The organism is Streptomyces sp. R33 (genome assembly GCF_041200175.1).
Classification (GTDB): Bacteria; Actinomycetota; Actinomycetes; order Streptomycetales; family Streptomycetaceae; genus Streptomyces; species Streptomyces katrae_B.
This window is the reverse complement of the sequence record NZ_CP165727.1, coordinates 4,707,734-4,726,074: the sequence shown is the minus strand read 5'-3', so window position 1 is coordinate 4,726,074 and position 18,341 is coordinate 4,707,734. Positions and strand designations below refer to the sequence as shown.

At 72.8% G+C, this 18,341-nt stretch carries 17 protein-coding genes and 4 tRNA genes; 11 read left to right on the top strand and 10 right to left on the bottom strand.

Annotation, left to right across the window (positions count from 1 at the left end; all coding sequences use genetic code 11):
- The first annotated feature begins 7 nt into the window (after positions 1-7).
- Genes AB5J51_RS21690 through AB5J51_RS21665 form a run of 6 tightly spaced genes read left to right on the top strand, consistent with a single transcriptional unit; the run spans position 8 to position 5,409 of the window.
- Complete coding sequence (locus tag AB5J51_RS21690; protein ID WP_133897584.1) at positions 8-466, top strand: cupin domain-containing protein; 459 nt, start codon at positions 8-10, stop codon at positions 464-466.
- On the top strand, positions 463-1,671 hold the full coding sequence (locus AB5J51_RS21685; protein WP_053788274.1) for an FAD-binding oxidoreductase: 1,209 nt from the start codon (positions 463-465) through the stop codon (positions 1,669-1,671). Before AB5J51_RS21690 ends, AB5J51_RS21685 begins: the two co-directional genes overlap by 4 nt.
- On the top strand, positions 1,658-2,296 hold the full coding sequence (epsC, locus tag AB5J51_RS21680; RefSeq protein ID WP_133897582.1) for a serine O-acetyltransferase EpsC: 639 nt from the start codon (positions 1,658-1,660) through the stop codon (positions 2,294-2,296). Before AB5J51_RS21685 ends, epsC begins: the two co-directional genes overlap by 14 nt.
- Complete coding sequence (locus AB5J51_RS21675; protein ID WP_136227193.1) at positions 2,293-3,936, top strand: methionine--tRNA ligase; 1,644 nt, start codon at positions 2,293-2,295, stop codon at positions 3,934-3,936. Before epsC ends, AB5J51_RS21675 begins: the two co-directional genes overlap by 4 nt.
- Positions 3,933-4,979 carry a hypothetical protein gene (locus tag AB5J51_RS21670; RefSeq protein WP_369778404.1) on the top strand — a complete coding sequence of 349 codons (1,047 nt, stop codon included), beginning with the start codon at positions 3,933-3,935 and terminating at the stop codon, positions 4,977-4,979. The genes AB5J51_RS21675 and AB5J51_RS21670 overlap by 4 nt, the downstream gene beginning before the upstream one ends.
- Positions 4,924-5,409: a rhodanese-like domain-containing protein gene (locus AB5J51_RS21665; protein WP_053788278.1), complete on the top strand. Its 486-nt coding sequence runs from the start codon at positions 4,924-4,926 to the stop codon at positions 5,407-5,409. Before AB5J51_RS21670 ends, AB5J51_RS21665 begins: the two co-directional genes overlap by 56 nt.
- A 63-nt stretch (positions 5,410-5,472) precedes the next feature.
- Here the strand turns inward: AB5J51_RS21665 and AB5J51_RS21660 are convergent, their stop codons facing one another.
- Positions 5,473-6,456 carry a DUF6879 family protein gene (locus AB5J51_RS21660; RefSeq protein WP_136227192.1) on the bottom strand — a complete coding sequence of 328 codons (984 nt, stop codon included), beginning with the start codon at positions 6,454-6,456 and terminating at the stop codon, positions 5,473-5,475.
- Positions 6,457-6,792: 336 nt separating this feature from the next.
- On the opposite strand from AB5J51_RS21660, the gene AB5J51_RS21655 reads away from it, so the two are divergent.
- Complete coding sequence (locus AB5J51_RS21655; RefSeq protein WP_159047251.1) at positions 6,793-6,960, top strand: hypothetical protein; 168 nt, start codon at positions 6,793-6,795, stop codon at positions 6,958-6,960.
- A gap of 67 nt (positions 6,961-7,027) precedes the next feature.
- Here AB5J51_RS21655 and AB5J51_RS21650 read toward each other — a convergent pair.
- From AB5J51_RS21650 to AB5J51_RS21625, 6 genes are all read right to left on the bottom strand, one after another.
- Positions 7,028-7,100: transfer RNA gene (locus AB5J51_RS21650), tRNA-Lys, on the bottom strand.
- Positions 7,101-7,257: 157 nt separating this feature from the next.
- Positions 7,258-9,501, bottom strand: coding sequence for a DEAD/DEAH box helicase (locus tag AB5J51_RS21645; protein WP_369778403.1), 2,244 nt, complete (start codon positions 9,499-9,501; stop codon positions 7,258-7,260).
- Positions 9,502-9,808: 307 nt separating this feature from the next.
- Positions 9,809-10,321 carry a hypothetical protein gene (locus tag AB5J51_RS21640; RefSeq protein ID WP_136225077.1) on the bottom strand — a complete coding sequence of 171 codons (513 nt, stop codon included), beginning with the start codon at positions 10,319-10,321 and terminating at the stop codon, positions 9,809-9,811.
- Positions 10,322-10,508: 187 nt separating this feature from the next.
- Entirely contained in the window at positions 10,509-10,883 is a 375-nt protein-coding gene (crcB, locus tag AB5J51_RS21635; RefSeq protein ID WP_053788281.1) for a fluoride efflux transporter CrcB, read from the bottom strand.
- Entirely contained in the window at positions 10,880-11,377 is a 498-nt protein-coding gene (locus tag AB5J51_RS21630; RefSeq protein WP_053788282.1) for a CrcB family protein, read from the bottom strand. The genes crcB and AB5J51_RS21630 overlap by 4 nt, the downstream gene beginning before the upstream one ends.
- Positions 11,374-11,724, bottom strand: coding sequence for a metallopeptidase family protein (locus tag AB5J51_RS21625; RefSeq protein WP_030160118.1), 351 nt, complete (start codon positions 11,722-11,724; stop codon positions 11,374-11,376). The genes AB5J51_RS21630 and AB5J51_RS21625 overlap by 4 nt, the downstream gene beginning before the upstream one ends.
- Positions 11,725-11,851: 127 nt before the next feature.
- Here AB5J51_RS21625 and AB5J51_RS21620 point away from each other — a divergent pair.
- From AB5J51_RS21620 to AB5J51_RS21610, 3 genes are all read left to right on the top strand, one after another.
- Positions 11,852-11,924, top strand: a tRNA-Glu gene (locus tag AB5J51_RS21620).
- 39 nt (positions 11,925-11,963) lie between these two features.
- Positions 11,964-12,037 (top strand) — tRNA-Asp (locus AB5J51_RS21615).
- A 22-nt stretch (positions 12,038-12,059) separates the two neighbouring features.
- Positions 12,060-12,136: transfer RNA gene (locus tag AB5J51_RS21610), tRNA-Phe, on the top strand.
- 36 nt (positions 12,137-12,172) lie between these two features.
- Here AB5J51_RS21610 and AB5J51_RS21605 read toward each other — a convergent pair.
- The 3 genes from AB5J51_RS21605 to AB5J51_RS21595 are packed head-to-tail and all read right to left on the bottom strand — an operon-like array spanning position 12,173 to position 14,252.
- Positions 12,173-13,021 carry a cytochrome c biogenesis CcdA family protein gene (locus AB5J51_RS21605; RefSeq protein ID WP_369778402.1) on the bottom strand — a complete coding sequence of 283 codons (849 nt, stop codon included), beginning with the start codon at positions 13,019-13,021 and terminating at the stop codon, positions 12,173-12,175.
- Positions 13,018-13,800: a thioredoxin domain-containing protein gene (locus tag AB5J51_RS21600; RefSeq protein WP_136225075.1), complete on the bottom strand. Its 783-nt coding sequence runs from the start codon at positions 13,798-13,800 to the stop codon at positions 13,018-13,020. The genes AB5J51_RS21605 and AB5J51_RS21600 overlap by 4 nt, the downstream gene beginning before the upstream one ends.
- A 56-nt stretch (positions 13,801-13,856) precedes the next feature.
- Positions 13,857-14,252, bottom strand: coding sequence for a hypothetical protein (locus AB5J51_RS21595; protein WP_369778400.1), 396 nt, complete (start codon positions 14,250-14,252; stop codon positions 13,857-13,859).
- A 118-nt stretch (positions 14,253-14,370) separates the two neighbouring features.
- Here AB5J51_RS21595 and hrpA point away from each other — a divergent pair, with 118 nt between their 5' ends.
- A complete protein-coding gene (gene hrpA / locus AB5J51_RS21590) occupies positions 14,371-18,294 on the top strand; it encodes an ATP-dependent RNA helicase HrpA (protein ID WP_136225073.1) in 3,924 nt (1,307 codons plus the stop codon).
- The last annotated feature ends 47 nt before the right edge of the window (positions 18,295-18,341 follow it).

Genomic DNA, 18,341 nt, shown 5'->3' with positions numbered 1-18,341 from the left:
GTACGCGATGCACATCTTCACCGCCCATGAGGACGACATGGTCTTCGAGGAGCCGTACAACGTCAGCGGCCGGCGGATCTTCCCCTGGCCCGAGGCCGTCGAGGAGCCCAACTGGGGCGGCGCCTGGGTCGACGTGGCGCCGGGCGCCACGTCCACCCCGCACGACCACGACGAGAACGAGATGTTCTTCATCGTCGAGGGCAGCGGAGTGATGCGGATCGGCGCGGAGAGCCGCCGAGTCCGCGCCGGCGAGACCGTGTACATCACCCCGTTCCAGGACCACGACCTGACCAACGACGGCGACGTCCGGCTGCGCTTCGTCACCATCTGGTGGGGCGGCTCGGACGCCGTGGCCCGGGACCGCGCCAAGTGGGCCGCCGAGTTCGGCATCACGGACCCGGGCGCTGCCGAACCCGGCGCTGCCGAACCCGGCGCCGCTGCCGAGGACCGGAGCGTGGACGCATGAGTCCCATCGTCCACGCGCACGCCGACGCGATCGTCGTCGGCGGCGGGGTGATCGGCGCGGCCATCGCGCACCAGCTCGCCCTCGCCGGCATCGGCCGGATCGTCCTGTGCGACCAGGGCCGGGTCAACGCCCAGGGCGCCACCTCCCGCTCCGGCGGACTGCTGCGGCTGCACCACACCGCCGTCGCCGACACCCGGCTCGCCGCCCGCAGCCTGCCCGTCTTCGAGCAGTGGTCGGACGTCATCGGCGGCGACTGCGGCTACCGCCGCACCGGATTCGTCATGATCGTCGGCGAGAACCACGCCGACGACCTGCGCTACAACGCCGCCGCCTCCGCGGACGCCGCCGGATACCGCCGCGTCGAGGTCATCGACGCCGCCGAGCTGAAGGAGATCTACCCCGGTCTGCGGACCGACGACGTCGCCCTCGCCGCGTACGAGCCCGAAGGCGGCTACGCCGACCCGATGGCCGCCTCCGCGGCGCTGCTCACCGCCGCCTACCGGCTCGGGGTCTCCCCGTCCGAGGGCATCCGGGCCAGGAAGGTGCTGGAGACCGCGGGCACCGTCACCGGCGTGCTCACCTCCATCGGCCGCATCGACGCCCCGCTCGTCGTCCTCGCCGGCGGCGCCTGGGGCTCCGCCCCCGCCGAGCACCTCGGCATCCACATCCCCGTCACCGCGCGCCGGATCGGGCTGGCCCAGGCCGAGCTGCCGGGTGCCGGCCGGCGCGGGTCGGCCTCCTCCGTACCGACCTGCATCGACGACACCACCGGCAGCTACTTCCGGCCCGACGGCCTCGACCGCTTCTACTTCGGCGTCCCCAGCAAGCCCGACACCGAACTGGGCCGCGACGTGGAGCCGCTGACCGAGGCAGAGCTGGAGGCCGCGATCGCCGCCATCGCGAACCGGGTCCCGGCCGCCGCCACCGCCCCGCTCGCCGGCACCCGCTCCGGCCTCGACGGCTACACCCCCGACAAGCGCCCGGTCGTGGGCGCGGCCGGCCCCGACGGCCTGTACCTGGCCCTCGGCTTCAGCGGCGGCGGCTTCAAGCTGGCGCCCGCCGTCGCCGAACTCGCCGCCAAGGAGATCGTCGAAGGCGGGGCCGTCCCCGGCAAGGCCGTGCAGGAGCTGCTGGAGCCGTACCGGCCGCAGCGCTTCCTCGCGGGCCGCCCGATCCGTCCGGAGGCCCCCTATGACCACATGTGAGACCGGCCTGGAAGAGGAGGTGCGGCGCCCGCTGAGGGAGGTGCTGCGCGAGGACGTGCAGACCGTCCTCGCCAAGGACCCGGCCGCCACGTCCCGCGCCGAGGTGCTGCTCTACCCGCACATCCACGCCCTGTGGACCTACCGCGTCGCGCACTGGCTGTGGGGCCGCGGCCACCGCGTGGCCGCCCGCGCCCTGTCCCTGCTGGCCCGCGCCGTCTCCGGAATCGAGATCCACCCCGGGGCGCGGATCGGCCGCCGCTTCTTCGTCGACCACGGCACGGCCGTCGTCATCGGCGAGACCGTCCGGATCGGCGACGACGTGATGCTCTACCACCAGGTCACGCTCGGCTCGGTGGGCTGGTGGAAGGACCTGCGCCGCCCCTCCGGATCCCGCCGCCACCCCGTCGTCGGCGACCGCGTCGTCATCGGCACCGGGGCCAGCGTCCTCGGCCCGGTCACCATCGGCGCCGATTCCCGCATCGGCGCGCACTCGGTCGTCCTCGACGACCTGCCGCCGCGCAGCCGGGTCGTCGCGGCCGCCTCCGCCGCCCTGCCGCCGCTCGACACCGCGGCCCCCCTCGACTCCTCCGCCCTGATCGTCCCCGAAGGAACCCACGCATCATGACCTCCTACGTCGTCACCAGCGCCCCGCCGAACCCGAACGGCGACCTCCACCTCGGCCACCTCTCCGGTCCCTTCCTCGGCGCCGACGTCCTGACCCGCCACCTGCGCCAGCGCGGCCACGACGTGCGCTACGTGGGCTACTCCGACGAGCACTCCTGCTACGTACCGCGCCGGGCCGCCGAGATCGGCTCCACCGCGTACCCCACCGCGAAGCTCTTCGGCGACCGCATGGAGGAGACCCTCTCGCTGGGCGCCATGCACCACGACTGGTTCACCCGCCCGCTCACCGACTCCACCCACACCGAGTTCGTCCAGCGCTTCTTCCTCGAACTGTGGGAGTCCGGCGCCCTCGAGGTGCAGGAGCTGCCGGTCTTCCACTGCGCGCCGTGCGAGCGCTACCTGTACGAGGCGGAGGTGCGCGGCGAGTGCCAGTTCTGCGCCGAGCCCTCCGACGGCGTGTACTGCGAGGCCTGCGGCCTGCCGCAGGACCCGGCCGGGCTCGCCGCCCCCCGCTGCACCGCCTGCTGGAACGCCCCCGAGACGAAGACCATGCGCCGCATCGTCTTCCCGCTGGAGCGCTGGCGCGAGCGCCTCCGGGCGTACTACGCCGACGCGCAGGCCAAGGCCGAGTGGCGGCCCCGGCTGATCTCGTACCTGGACGGCCTGTTCGAGCGGGCCCTGCCCGACACCGCGATCAGCCGCGAGGCGGACTACGGCATCCCGGTCCCGCTGCCCGGATGGGAGGGCCACATCCTCGACACCTGGTTCAGCGGCATCTGGGGCTACGCGGCGGGGACCGCGCGGGTCGCCGAGGCGAACGGCGACCGCTCCGAGTGGGAGCGGCTGTGGACCGACCCGGAGACCCGGATCGTCAACTTCATCGGCTTCGACTGCTCGTTCTCGCACGCCGTGCTGTGGCCGGCGCTGCTGCTCGCCCAGGGTGAGCTGACCCTGCCCGCACAGGTCGTCATCAACGAGTTCTACCGGCTGGAGGGCGACAAGTTCTCCACCAGCCGCGGCCACGCCATCTGGGGCGGCGAGTTCCTGCGCCGGGTCAACGCGGACGCCCTGCGCTTCCACCTGTGCCTGACCGGCCCGGAGCGGGCGCAGAACAACTTCTCCATGAAGGAGTTCGCCGACACCCTCAGCACCGTCCTCGCCGGCGGCCTGGAGCGGTGGACCGACACCGTACTGGACCTGCTCGCCCAGGACTTCGACTCCGTCGTGCCGGCCCCCGGGCCCGCGGACGGCCCGCTGGCCGCCGAACGGGCGGCCCTGCCCGGGCAGATCGCCGCCGCCCTCGGCGCCGAGGCCTTCTCCCCGCAGCGCGCCGCCGATGCCCTGGCCACCGTGATCGAGCGGGCCGACGCCGACCTGCGGGAGCTCGCCCTGCTGCGGGTCTCCGGGCCCCGCGAGGAGTACGCGGGCCGGCTCGCCGCGCACGTGGAGCTGCTGGCCGCGGTCGCGGTCACCGCGGCGCCGCTGATGCCGGGCTGGTCCGCCTTCCTCGCCGGGCACCTGGGCCTGCCGGTGGACCTCGGCACGCGGATGCCCGTCTGGGCCGCCGTGGAGGGACGGCTCCTGGCGGAGGGCACGACGCTGCCGACCGCCACCCCGCTGTTCTTCCACGAGTTGTCGTGACACCGCCGCACTCCTGGTCCGGTGGCGCGGCGCAGGTCCTGGGTGCGGTCCTCGGGGCCGGGGCCCTGCTGCTCCCGGCGGCCCTCGCGCCGCAGCCCGGCCCCTGGACCGGGGCCGCGGTGGCGGGGGTGCTGGCCGGCTGGTGCCTGCTGGTCGCCGCCGCCGGCGGTACGGCGGACTCCGGGCCCGTGGCCTTCGTACGCGACCGGCTCGGTCCGCGACCGGCCCGGGCGGCCACCGCGCTCTACTTCGGCGGCTTCGCCACCGGCCAGGCGGGAGTGGCGCTGGGCGCCGCCGAGTTCGCGCTCGGCGACTCCGGGTGGCGGGCGTACGCGGTCGCCGCCGGGGTGTTGTGCAGCGCGGCCGCGTACGCGTGGTTCGCCCCGCGGGGGCTGTCCCCGGCGGGGCGGCGGCTGCGGCTGGCCGCGGTGCTCGCACTGGCCGTCGCCTGGCGGGCGCTCGGCGGGCCGCTGCCGGGAGCAGGGCCGGGGGGCGGGGACCGGGCGGGCTGGGCCGCGCTCCTGGTGGCCGTGCCCCTGCTGTTCGGCTGGGTCGGCCTCGAAGGGGCGGTCCCCGCCGCGGCGCGGCGGCGGGCCCTGGGCGGAACCCTGCTCGGCATCGCACTGGCGTCCGCGCTGTACGCCGTACTCCTGGGTCCGCCGCGGGCCGCTGCGGCGCCGCCCCCGGACGCGGCGGCCGTCGGGGCGGCACTCGGGTTCGGCTCCGCCGCGCTCTGCTGGACGTACTGCCGTACCAACCTCCAGGCCACCGCCACCCGTTGGACCGAGCTCACCGGCCGGACCCGGCGCGGCGGCGTGGCGGCCGCGGCCCTGATCGCCCTCGGGGTCCTCGTCCTCGGCGGGGCCGCCCACTGGGACCTGCCCCACCTGCTCATCGGCCCCGGTGCAGCCACCGCGGCCCTCTACGCCCTCATCGCCGTGGCGGCCGTACGCCGCCCCCGTCCTCGTCCTCAGGAGCCCACCGATCATGACCACTCAGACCGCTCCCGCGTCCTCGAAGGTGCTGCGCGTCCCGCCGGCTGACCCGGCGACCGCCGCGGCCCACTTCCACCGCCGCTTCACCTTCGAGGCCGACGTCGCCGACGTGCACGCGGACGTCGAATCCGCCGCCGGCGGCTTCGTCCTCGTCGACAGCCGCAGCGCCGAGGCCTGGGCGCAGGGCCACATCCCCGGCGCCGTGCACCTGCCCACCGACGAGATCCCGGCCCGCGCCGCCGGGCTGGTGCCGCCGGGCAGCGTGGTGGTCACGTACTGCTGGGGCCCCGGCTGCAACGGCGCGACCCGGGCGGCGTACGCCTTCGCGAGCGCCGGGTACCGGGTCAAGGAGATGCTGGGCGGCTTCGAGTACTGGTCCCGGGAGGGCTTCCCGGTCGAGGACTCCGCCGGCATCCGCCAGTCGCCGCCGGACCCGCTGACGGCCCCCGTCTCGGCGGGCGCGGCCTGCGGCTGCTGAAGGCGGAAGGCGGAAGGCGGAAGGCGGAAAGCGGAGGGCGGAGGGCGGAAGGCGGAGGGCTGACTACAGCAGGCCCTCCTCCACGGCCCGCTGCCCGAGCTGGAAACGGCTCTGCGCGTCCAGCTTCTCCATCAGTTCCGAGATGAGCCGCCGCTCGCTGCGCAGGGAGATGCCCAGCCGGCGCGCGGCGGCCTCGTCGGTGTAGCCCTGGGCCAGCAGGCGCAGCAGCTCGCGCGGCTGCGAGCCGGGGTCGTCGAGGCTGCGCCGGGGCGGCTCGCCGAACGGGGTGGCCGTCTCCCACACCGAGTCGAACAGCGCGCAGAAGGCGGCGACCGCGCCCGGCTCCCGCAGCAGCACCGCGCCCAGCGCGCTGTCCGCCGGATCGATCGGCATCAGCGCGAACTCGCGGTCGGTGATGACCATCCGCATCGGCAGCGAGGGTGCGGTCCGCACCTCGCCGCCCCGCTCGGTCAGCCAGCGCGCGTGCTCGAGGCTGCCGGCGTCGTTGCGGATGGCGTCCTGATAGATGGTCCGGATCTTCACGCCGCGGGCGATGAGGTCCTCGGTCAGCGGCTCGCTGGCCTTGAACTGCTCGGCGGGCACCGGCCCGCCGGGATGGAAGCTGATCGACTCGCGGCGGGTCCGGGCCGACATCTCGCTCAGCTTGGCCCGCACCGCTTCGACGCCGAGGAACCGCTCGGCCTCGTGCGCGGGCTGGGCCGGGTGCAGTTCGGCGTACTGCGACAGCAGCGCGCTGGCCGCGGCCTGGCTCTCGGCGAGTGCGCGGTGGCGCTGGGCGATCTCCGCCTGCTGGTGCGCGAGCAGCGAATCGAGCGCGGCCTTCGGGTTCACCGCCCGCAGCCGCCCGTCGGTCCGCCAGGACGGCGCGAGGAGGGAGAGGCGGGTCAGCTCCTCCAGGTCCGCGCGTACGTCGTCCTCGGACCGCGAGAGTTCCGCGGCGACATCGGCGACGGCGAGATCCGGCCGTCTGAGGATGAGGCGGTAGAGCGCATCCGAACGCTCTGTCAGCCCAAGAGAAACCAACAAAAGGAGCCCCCCAGCTCGCGGTTCGGAGCGGCATCACAGCTTGGACCGACAGCGCTGGCGGTACGCGGCCCTCCGAGGGCCGATCTTGCACCCTGGATTGTCCTCACCAGCCAGCGACCGCACAAACACCGTCCATCACGCGGACACGGCGGCCCGGTGTCCGGAAGTCTCCCGGACCGGAAAACCGGCCGGCTGGCACGGATATGTCAGAGCGCTTTGTGCCAGCGCAAACGCGCGACACGGCCCTGTCCGGCTCGGCACGATGGCGGCACGCCGGAACGAGAGATCCGGCCAACCGCCCCTGGTCCCACCGGCTCGATAAGAGGCTTCCCCACCATGCGTCGCAAGCTCGCCACCCTCATCACCGTCACCGCCGCCGCCCTGATCGCCGTGATCGGCACGAGCACCGCCGGCCAGGCCCGCGAACTCACCCCCGCAACCGCGGCGAGCGCCCCCGCCCCGGCCCTCCCCCAGGCCGCCCCCCTCGAGCCGGGCTGGTCGTAAGACCGAAGTGCCCCCGCAAACCCGAAGTGCCCCCGCCCGAACCCGGGCGGGGGCACTTCACAAGCCGTAGGCCATGTCGGACTCGAACCGACAACCAACGGATTAAAAGTCCGCTGCTCTGCCAATTGAGCTAATGGCCCTCACGTGCTCACCCCAGAGCATAGCCGGAGACCAACGGTCAGCCGATCGAGTATCGGCTGACCGGCCCCGTCGCGGATCGCAAAACGCAGAACAGGGCCCCCACGACGGCGTCGTGGGGGCCCTGTCAGGCCGTCAGCTCAGGGCCGGGGGCCGGTGTCAGCCGTTGCGCTTCCAGCGGGGCTTGTCGTCGCGGCGGCCGCCGAAGGAGCCGGTCGAGCCGGAGCCGGAGGGGCGGTGGTCGTCACGGCGGCCGTACGGGCGGTCGCTGCCGCCGGAGCGGAAGCCACCGGAGGGACGGTCGTCGCGGCGGAAGCCGCCACGGTCGCCACCGCGGTCGTCACGGTTGAAACCACCCGACGGACGGTCGTCGCGACGGAAGCCGCCGGACGGGCGGTCGCTGCCGCCGGAGCGGAAGCCACCGGACGGACGGTCGTCGCGGCGGAAGCCGCCACGGTCGCCACCGCGGTCGTCACGGTTGAAACCACCCGACGGACGGTCGTCACGGCGGAAGCCACCACCACGGTTGTCGTCACGACGGTCGCCACCCGAGCGGAAGCCACCGGACGGACGGTCGTCGCGGCGGAAGCCGCCACGGTCGCCACCGCGGTCGTCACGGTTGAAGCCGCCCGACGGACGGTCGTCACGGCGGAAGCCACCACCACGGTTGTCGTCACGACGGTCGCCACCCGAGCGGAAGCCACCGGACGGACGGTCGTCGCGGCGGAAGCCGCCACGGTCACCGCCGCGGTCGCCACCACGGTCGTCGCGACGGTTGTCGCGGCGCTCGTAGTTGCCCCGGTCGTCGCGGGCCTGGAAGGCCGGGCGCTCCTCGGCGGCCGGCGTGGCCGCCACTGCGGCCGCGACCTCGGCCTCGGCGGCCTCGGCCACCTCGGCGACAGCGGCCTCCGGGTCCTCGCCGCGCTCACGCGCGGAGCGGGCGACCAGGCGGTCGGCCTCCTCGCGCAGCTCGGCGGCACGGCGCGTCAGGCGCTCCAGCTGCTTGGTGAGGTCGGCGACCTCGCGCTCGGCCTGCTTGGCGGCGTTGTTCGCGGAGTCGGCCTGGACCTCGGTCAGCGAACGCGCACCGGTGATCTCGGCGACCTCCGGGTCGAACGCGCCGGCGCCCTGGACGATGTGGCGCGAGGCGTCGACGCCCGCGTCCTCCATCAGGCGGAAGATCTGGCGGCGCTGGTGCGGGAGGGCCAGGGAGACCACGACACCCGACTTGCCGGCACGGGCGGTACGGCCCGAGCGGTGCAGGTAGTCCTTGTGGTCGCCGGCCGGGTCCACGTTCAGGACCAGGTCGATGCCGTCGACGTGGATGCCTCGGGCGGCGACGTCGGTCGCGACGAGCGCGTTGACGTAGCCGTCCTTGAAGTCCGCGAGGACGCGGGTACGGGCGCCCTGCGTCATGCCGCCGTGCAGCGCGTCGGCCTTCACGCCGGCCTCGACGAGCTGCTCGGCGATGCGGTCGGCGCCCAGCTGGGTGCGGACGAAGATGATGGTGCGGCCCTTGCGGGCGGCGATGGCGGCCGTGACCGGCGCCTTGTCCTTCGGCTTCACGACGAGGACGTGGTGCGTCATGGTCGTGACGTTGCCCTGCGCGCTGTCGACCTCGTGCGTGACGGGGTTGGACAGGTAGCGCTTGACCAGGGTGCCGATCTCGTTCTCCATGGTGGCGGAGAAGAGCATGCGCTGGCCGCCGCCGGGGATCTGGTCGAGCAGCTCGGTGACCTCGGGCAGGAAGCCCAGGTCGGCCATCTGGTCGGCCTCGTCGAGGACGGCCACCTCGACGTTCTCGAGGGAGCAGGCGCCACGGTTGATGATGTCGCGCAGACGGCCCGGGGTGGCGACGAGGACGTCGACACCGCGCTCGAGGGCGTAGATCTGGTTGCCCATCGACGTACCGCCGCAGACGACCTTCATCTTCAGGCCGAGCACGTCGCCGTACGGCTGGAGGGCGTCCGCGACCTGCATCGCGAGCTCACGCGTCGGCGTGAGGATGATCGCGCGGGGCTTCTTCTTCTCGGTGTGGCCACCGGCCAGGCGGGCCAGGGTGGGCAGACCGAAGGAGAGGGTCTTGCCGGAGCCGGTGCGGCCGCGGCCGAGGATGTCCTTGCCGGCCAGGGCGTCCGGGATGGTCGCGGCCTGGATCGGGAAGGGGGAGGTGACACCGTTCTGCGCGAGCTTGCGCACGACGCCCTCGGGCAGACCGAGGTCGCCGAAGGTGATGGTGGGCTCGGCGTCGGCGTCGTCCGCCTCGGCGTCGATGGACTGGTCGGTCGTCACGTCGGCCTCGAGGGCCTCGATGATCTCGTCCGCCTCAGCGGCCTCGATCGCCTCGGTGACCACAAGGGCCTCGACGGCGTCGACGATCTCGTTCGAGTCGTTCTCGGGCATGACGGCACGGTCAGAACTGGAAATGGACATGCGAAATGCGAAACCTTCCGGAGTCTCGGCACGCGCCCAAACTCCGTGAATCGCAAATCGACCGCCTCAATGCGGTCAGCCACGGCTAGGGAGAGTACGCGCCACACGGCGCTCTTCGGATTCGGCGCCGGGCAATGGGATCAAACGATCTATAACCATACGCACCCTCCCCCGGGTCTGGCAAATCACTCCGGCCCGACCCCCTCTGACCTGCGACGATCCCGCCGACCCAGGCCTCCGGCACCGGCCCCCGACCGCCCCCCGGGCCGGCCCGCGGCTACGCGGAGGGCGAGGCGCTGGGCTCCGGGGCGGGTGGCGTCGGGGCCGGCGGAGTGGGCGAAGTCACGGGCGGCTCCGGGCTCGGCGACTGGACAGGCGGCGTGACGTGCGTCCCACCGGAGCCACCGTTTCCGGATCCGCCCGAGGTGGGCTGCTGCGGACCCTGGCCGCCGGCGCCGCCGCCCGGACCCGCCGACGGCGAGGGGGCTCCGGGCCGGCCAGCGGGCGCGCCCGGGCTGGGAGAGGCCCCGGTGGCCCCGGACGCCTTGCCGTCCTCGGCCGGCTTGCCCTCCTCGCCCGCCGCGCCGGGCTTCGAGCCGCGGCCGTTGCCGTGGATGCCCGACCCCTTGCCGGAAACGGAACCTCCGGCCGCCCCGGCGGCCGCCTTGCGGTCCGCCGAGGAGGAGGGCCCGGGCTTCGCGCCGTCCTCGCCGACACTCATACAGCCCGCAGTGGCCGCGACCGCAAGCGCGGAGACGGCCAGTCGGAGGGAAGCGGACAACTGGCGCACGGGGCACCTCCTGGGGGTCCCCCCGGCAGGGGCCAGGGGAGGGCGGTCAGGGTCCGCGGTGAGCGGGTCAATGTGCCCAACTCCCTTTGCCCCGTAAGAGACACGCCCTTGGGGACACCGCCTGTCCGCAATCCGCCGCCCTGCCGGGCGCACACCGGCGGCTCCGGCACAGCGAGGACCGACGGGCTCAGGCGAACAACTGCCGTGCCACCTGCGACCCCAGCGTCACCGCGCCCAGCCCCGCCAGCACCGAGGCCGCCACGTTCGCCGCCGCCAGGAACCGCCGACCGCGCTCGTACAGCCGCAGCGTCTCGTACGAGAACGTCGAGTACGTGCTCAGCGCCCCGCACAGCCCGGTCCCCAGCAGCAGGTTCAGCCGCGCCGGGGCCGCGCCGGCCAGCGCGGCCCCCGCCAGCAGCCCGAGCATCAGGCAGGCGCCCGCGTTCACCACGAACGTCCCCCACGGGAACACCGAGTCGTGCCGCGCCTGTACCGCACGGTCCGTCAGGTAGCGCAGCGGCGCCCCGACGACCGCGCCCGCCACCACCAGCAGCCAGTTCACGCCCGCCCCCGCAGCGCGAGGCGCACTGCGAGGCGGGTCGCGGCGGCCGCCGCCCACACCGCGCCTAGCGCCGCGACCACCGTGAGCCCGGCGTACGCCAGCGCTCTCCCCGCCTCCCCCGCTTCCAGCAGCCGCGAGAAGTCCACCGCGTACGTGGAGAAGGTGGTGAACCCGCCGAGCACCCCGACCCCGGCGAACGGCCGGAGCAGCGGATGCGGCGCCGACCGGCCGCCCTCACTGATCAGCACCATCAGCACCCCGATCAGCGCACAGCCGATCACGTTGGTCCAGAACGTCGCCCACGGGAAGCCCCCCGGCCCGGCCGGCCACAGCAGCGCCGCCCCGTACCGCGCCGAGGACCCGAGCGCGCCGCCCGCCGCGATCGCGGCGAGCACCGGGCCGAGCGGTTCGGCGCGCTGCCCGGGCACATGGAGGTCGACGTCCGGATCGATCGCCTCGGCGGGGGCACCCGGGCCCGGCTGCGGGCCGGTCACCCGTAGCCCAGCGCGTGCAGCCGCTCGTCGTCGATCCCGAAGTGATGGGCGATCTCGTGCACCACGGTGACCTCCGTCTCCGCGATCACGCTCTCCCGGTCCTCGCACATCCGCAACGTGGGGTTGCGGTAGATGGTGATCCGGTCCGGCAGCACCCCGGCGTACCACTCGCCGCGGTCCGTCAGCGGGGTCCCCTCGTACAGCCCGAGCAGCTCGGGATCATCTGCCGGCGGTTCGTCCTCGACGAACACCGCCACGTTGTCCATCAGCCGCGTCAGTTCCGGCGGGATGCGGTCCAAGGCCTCTGCGACGAGCTCTTCGAACTCCTCGCGCGTCATCTCCAGCACCGGGCCATTGTCCCTCCGGCGGGGGCGCCTCCCGCATGCGGGGAGAAACCGTTTTGGCGATAGCTCCCCGGATCCCATATGCTTCTCACGTCCCCGACGCGCTGAAGAAGTGCCCGGCGGGCCTTTAGCCCTCATCGTCTAGTGGCCCAGGACGCCGCCCTTTCAAGGCGGTAGCACGGGTTCGAATCCCGTTGGGGGTACGCATTACCGTGTGCAAGACTTGATCTCGCACACTGCAAGGTCCTGTGGAGCAGTTGGTTAGCTCGCCACCCTGTCAAGGTGGAGGTCGCGGGTTCAAGTCCCGTCAGGATCGCTGAGGCCGGAAACGGTCTCGTGGCTGGGTAGCTCAGTTGGTACGAGCGATCGCCTGAAAAGCGATAGGTCGCCGGTTCGACCCCGGCCCCAGCCACCACAAGAAGGCCCCGTCCATCGGACGGGGCCTTCTGCGTTACTCCGTCCCGCCCTCAGGGCCAGGGGTGCGGCGGCGCCACTGCGTCACACCGACCGCCGCCGCGCCCGCCGCCACCAGGCCGAGCAGCGCCCAGTCCGGAACCGCGTCCGCGAACGACCGCACCCGCTGCTCCACCGCGTACGAGTCGTCCACGTCGAGCAGCCCCGGCAGCGCGCTCGCCCCGTCGTACGCGAGGAACAGCGCGCCGAGGGCGATGAAGAACAGCCCGGACAGCAGCGAGGTGGTGTGCAGCTCGAAGCGGCCCCCCCGGACGGCCCGCCCGCGCAGCCAGCGCCGCCGGCCCAGGTCGAACCGCTCCCACAGCAGCGCCAGCACGAACAGCGGTACGGCCATCCCCAGCGCGTACACCGCCAGCAGCAGGCCTCCGTAGACCGGGCTGCCGCTGACCGCCGCCACCGTCAGGACGCTGCCCAGGATCGGGCCGGCGCAGAACCCGGCCAGCCCGTAGACCGCGCCCAGCGCGTACACCGACAGGGCGGTGGTCGGCCGGATCCGCCCGGACAGCTCCGAGATCCGCTTCGAGGCGAAGCCCAGGCCCAGGATCTGCGCGACCCCGAGCGCGATGATCAGCCAGCCGCCCGCCAGGACCAGCCCGTCGCGGTTGCTGTGGAAGAAGCGCCCGGCGTACGAGCCGGCCGCGCCCAGCGGTACGAGGGTGCTCGCGAGGCCCGCGTAGAAGATCCCGGTCCGCGCCAGCAGCCGCGAGGCGGAGTCGATCGAGTACGCGAAGAACGCGGGCAGCAGCAGCGCGCTGCACGGGCTGAGCAGCGCGAGCAGCCCGCCCAGCAGCGCGGCCAGGTACCCGATGTCGCCGACGCCGGTCACTGCGCGGCCTGCGGCTCGGCCTGGGCCTTGGCCTGCGCCTTGGCCTTGGCGATCGCCGCGGCGAAGGCGTCGAGCGGCTGGGCGCCCGCGATCGGCTGCCCGTTGACCAGGAAGGACGGCGTGGAGGTGACGCCGATGCGGTAGCCCTCCTCCTGGTCCTTCTGCAGGGCGGCCGCGGCGGCCTCGCCGGCCATGTCCCGCTGGAACCGCTCGAGGTCCGGGACCCCGGCCTCGCGGGCCAGCTCCAGCAGCCGCGCCTGGCCGAAGCCCTTCTCCTTGGCGCCGTCGGCGTACGCGGCCGCGTGGAACTGCGCGAACCGGTCCTGCTGCCCGGCGGCCCAGGCGGCCTTGGCGGCGGCCTCGGAGTCGGCTCCGAAGATCGGGAAGTTGCGCCACTCGATGCGCAGGGTGCCGTCCTCGACGTACTTCCTCACCAGCTCGGGTTCGGTGTCGCGGGCGAACTTGCCGCAGTAGCCGCACTTGAAGTCGGAGTACTCGATCAGCACGACGGGCGCGTCGGCCCGCCCGGCGGCGAGCTTGTCGCCCGACTCCCGCCGGGCGAGCTTCGCCAGCTCGGCGTACGGGTCGGAACCCCTGGGGGCGGCCGCGGCGGACGAGGAGGTCCGGGCGGGGGCGTCCTCGGGCGCGGTCGCCTGCCAGGACACCAGCCCGAGGGTGACGGCAGCGAGGGCGACCCCGGCGGAGATCAGCAGCGGCTTGCGCGCGGAACCGGCGGAGGAAGAGGAAGAGGAAGAGGAAGGGGAGGGGGAGGGGGACATGCGGGTGCTCCAGAGCAGCGGATGGGTGGTTCGGACCGGCGGGCGGGGCCGGTCCTCTACACCCGCATCACGGACAGCTCCACAGGCCCCGGCGCCGGCTGGTCGGGCCCGCGTACGAGCACCCGTACGGGCGGCGTCCGGGCCCCCCAGACCTGCTCCACCGCGGGCCGCCCCACCGGGCTGTGCGCATGCTCCCCGGCTCCGCGCGGCGCCACGCCCGGAGCCCGGCCCCGGTCGCGGGCCCCGGGATCGCAGGAGGGCCCCCGGCCGGTGTCCGCCACGGCGTGGGCCACACCGAGGTCCGCCGGAGCAGTCGAAGCAGTCGAAGCCGCCGAAGCAGCCACACCGGAAACCGGACCCGAAAACGGAATCGCCACCGCGGGCACCGCACAACCCACCAGTACCGCGAGGACGGCGCCGAGCAGCCACCACACTCCACGGACGCGGGACATGGCGGGCCTCTCACTCGGTCGGCGGGTCGGTTCAGGCGATCTCGTCCCGAAATGGTACGGGGAGGGGGCACAAATGCGTTCGCCACCTGGCACCTGCGGGTGAGATCCTCGATCAGGTATGTCTACTTCCTTCGCCGCCCTGCAGACGCTTCTCGGTGAGATCTCCCTCCGTGACGCGCACCGCCTCGGCCGCCGCCTCGAAGGCGCCCGCCGCATCCGCAAGCCCGAGGCCAAGCAGGCCGTGCTCGACGAGATCGCCGCGGAGGCCGAGAAGGCCGCCGCGCGACTGGCCGGCCGTGCCTCGCGGATGCCGGAGGTCACGTATCCCGAGAACCTGCCCGTCAGCCAGAAGAAGGACGAGATCGCCGAGGCGATACGCGACCACCAGGTCGTGATCGTCGCCGGTGAGACCGGTTCCGGCAAAACCACGCAGATCCCCAAGATCTGCATGGAGCTGGGCCGCGGCGTCCGGGGCATGATCGGGCACACCCAGCCCCGCCGGATCGCCGCCCGCACCGTCGCGGAGCGCATCGCCGAGGAGCTGAAGTCCGAGATCGGACAGACGGTCGGCTGGAAGGTCCGCTTCACCGACCAGGTGGACCAGGACGCGACCTTCGTGAAGCTGATGACCGACGGCATCCTGCTCGCCGAGATCCAGACGGACCGCGAGCTGCGCGCGTACGACACGATCATCATCGACGAGGCCCACGAGCGGTCCCTCAACATCGACTTCCTGCTGGGCTACCTCTCCCAGCTGCTGCCGAAGCGCCCCGACCTCAAGGTCGTGATCACCTCGGCGACCATCGACCCGGAACGATTCTCCCGGCACTTCGGCGAGGCCCCGATCGTCGAGGTCAGCGGCCGTACGTACCCGGTGGAGGTGCGCTACCGGCCCCTCCTCGAGGACGACAGCGAGGAGAGCGACCGCGACCAGATCACGGCGATCTGCGAGGCCGTGGACGAGCTCCAGTCCGAGGGGCCGGGCGACATCCTGGTCTTCCTCTCCGGCGAGCGCGAGATCCGCGACACGGCGGACGCGCTCAACAAGCGGAACCTCCGCTTCACGGAAGTGCTCCCCCTCTACGCCCGCCTCTCGCACGCCGAGCAGCACCGCGTCTTCCAGCAGCACACGGGCAGGAGGATCGTCCTCGCGACCAACGTCGCCGAGACCTCCCTGACCGTCCCCGGCATCAAGTACGTGATCGACCCGGGCAACGCCCGGATCTCCCGCTACAGCCACCGCACCAAGGTCCAGCGCCTGCCCATCGAGCGGATCTCCCAGGCCAGCGCCAACCAGCGCAAGGGCCGCTGCGGCCGTACCAGCGACGGCATCTGCATCCGGCTCTACTCCGAGGACGACTTCAACGCCCGTCCCGAGTTCACGGACGCCGAGATCCTGCGCACGAACCTGGCCTCCGTCATCCTCCAGATGACCGCGGCCGGCCTCGGCGAGATCGAGAAGTTCCCCTTCATCGACCCGCCGGACCACCGCAACATCCGCGACGGCGTGCAGCTGCTCCAGGAGCTCGGCGCCTTCGACCCGGCGGAGAAGGACCCCCGCAAGAAGCTGACGCCCATGGGCCGGCAGCTCTCCCAGCTGCCCGTGGACCCGCGCCTGGCCCGCATGGTCGTCGAGGCCGACAAGAACAACTGCGTCCGCGAGGTCATGGTCATCGCGGCGGCCCTGTCCATCCAGGACCCGCGCGAGCGGCCCTCGGACAAGCAGACGCAGGCCGACCAGAACCACGCCCGCTTCAAGGACGAGACGAGCGACTTCCTCTCGTTCCTGAACATGTGGCGCTACCTCCGCGAGCAGCAGAAGGAGCGCGGCTCGTCCTCGTTCCGCCGGATGTGCAAGCAGGAGTACCTGAACTTCCTGCGGATCCGCGAGTGGCAGGACATCTACTCGCAGCTGCGCACGGTCGCCAAGGGCATGGGCATCCACGTCAACGAGGCCGACGCCCCCGAGACGAGCGTGCACATCTCGCTGCTGGCGGGCCTGCTCTCGCACATCGGCCTCAAGGACACCGACAAGAACGAGTACCTGGGCGCCCGGTCCGCCAAGTTCGCGATCTTCCCGGGCTCGGCGCTGTTCAAGAAGCAGCCCAAGTTCCTGATGTCGGCGGAGCTGGTGGAGACCTCGCGGCTGTGGGCCCGGGTCAACGCCAAGGTGGAGCCCGAGTGGGTCGAGCCGCTGGCGCAGCACCTGATCAAGCGCACGTACAGCGAGCCGCACTGGGAGAAGGACCAGGCGGCCGTCATGGCGTACGAGAAGGTCACGCTGTACGGCGTACCGATCGTCGCCCAGCGGAAGATCAACTACGGCCGGATCGACGCGGAGGTCTCGCGCGAGCTGTTCATCCGCAACGCGCTGGTCGAGGGCGACTGGCGGACCCACCACAAGTTCTACGCCGACAACCGCAAGCTCCTGACCGAGGTCGAGGAGCTCGAGAACCGGGCGCGGCGCCGCGACATCGTGGTCGACGACGAGACCCTCTTCGACTTCTACGACCAGCGGATCCCCGAACACGTGGTCTCCGGGGCGCACTTCGACTCCTGGTGGAAGCACAAGAAGCGCGAGGAGCCCGAACTCCTCGACTTCGAGCGCGAGATGCTGCTCACGGAGAAGGCGGCCGGGGTCACCAAGGCCGACTACCCCGACTCCTGGCGGCAGGGGCAGCTCAAGTTCCGGGTGACCTACCAGTTCGAGCCCGGCGCGGACGCGGACGGCGTGACCGTCCACATCCCGCTGCAGGTGCTGAACCAGGTCACCGACGAGGGCTTCGACTGGCAGATCCCGGGCCTGCGGGCGGAGGTCGTCACCGAGCTGATCCGCTCCCTCCCGAAGCCGATCCGCCGGCACTACGTGCCCGCGCCGAACTTCGCGACGCGCTTCCTGGACACCGCCGTTCCCCTGCAGGAGCCGCTGCCCGTGACGCTGGCGCGCGAGCTCCGGCGGATGGTCGGGGTCCCGGTCTCCGCCGAGGACTTCGACCTCTCCCGGATCCCGGACCACCTGAAGATCACGTTCCGGATCATCGACGAGCGTCGCAAGAACCTCGCCGAGGACAAGGACCTGGAGGCCCTGCGGCTGAAGCTGAAGCCGAAGGCCCGCCAGGCCCTCTCCAAGGCCGCCGCTGCCACCGCCGAGCGCGCGGGCGGGGAGTCGCTGGAGCGCACCGGGCTGACCGACTGGACGATCGGCACGCTGACCGAGGTCTTCGAGACCCGGCGGGCCGGCCAGCCGGTGAAGGCGTACCCGGCGCTGGTGGACGAGGGCACGAGCGTCTCCGTACGGCTCTTCGACACGGAGGCCGAGCAGCAGCAGGCGATGTGGCTGGGCACCCGGCGCCTGATCCTGCTGAACATCCCGGTGAACCCCGCGAAGTTCGCCTCGGACCACCTGACCAACCAGCAGAAGCTGGCCCTGTCCCGCAACCCGCACGGGTCCATCCAGGCGCTGTTCGACGACTGTGCGACCGCGGCGGCCGACAAGCTGATCTCCGACCACGGCGGCCCGGCCTGGGACGAGGCGGGCTTCCGCGCGCTCTACGAGGCGGTGCGCGCCGACCTGGTGGACACGACCGTGCGGACGGTGGGCCAGGTGCAGCAGGTCCTGGCCGCCTGGCAGGCCTGTGAGCGCCGCCTGAAGGCCGTGAACAGCCTGGCCCTGGTGGCGAACGTGCAGGACGTCAAGACGCAGCTGGCGGCCCTCGTGCCGGCGGGCTTCGTGACCCTGACGGGCCTGCGCCGGCTGCCGGACCTGATGCGCTACCTCGTGGCGGTGGACCGGCGGCTCCAGCAGATGCCGACGGGCGCCCAGCGCGACACCACGCGCATGGAGAAGGTCCACGAGATGCAGGACGAGTACGCGTGGCTGCTGGAGCAGCTGCCGAAGGGCCGGCCGGTGCCGTCCGCGGTCACCGACATCCGCTGGATGATCGAGGAACTGCGGGTCAGCTACTTCGCGCACGCGCTCGGGACGGCGTACCCGATCTCCGACAAGCGGATCGTGAAGGCGGTGGACGCGGCGGCCCCGTGACCGGATCGGCCCGGGGTCCGCGGTCGAGTTCGACCGCACCCCCTGAG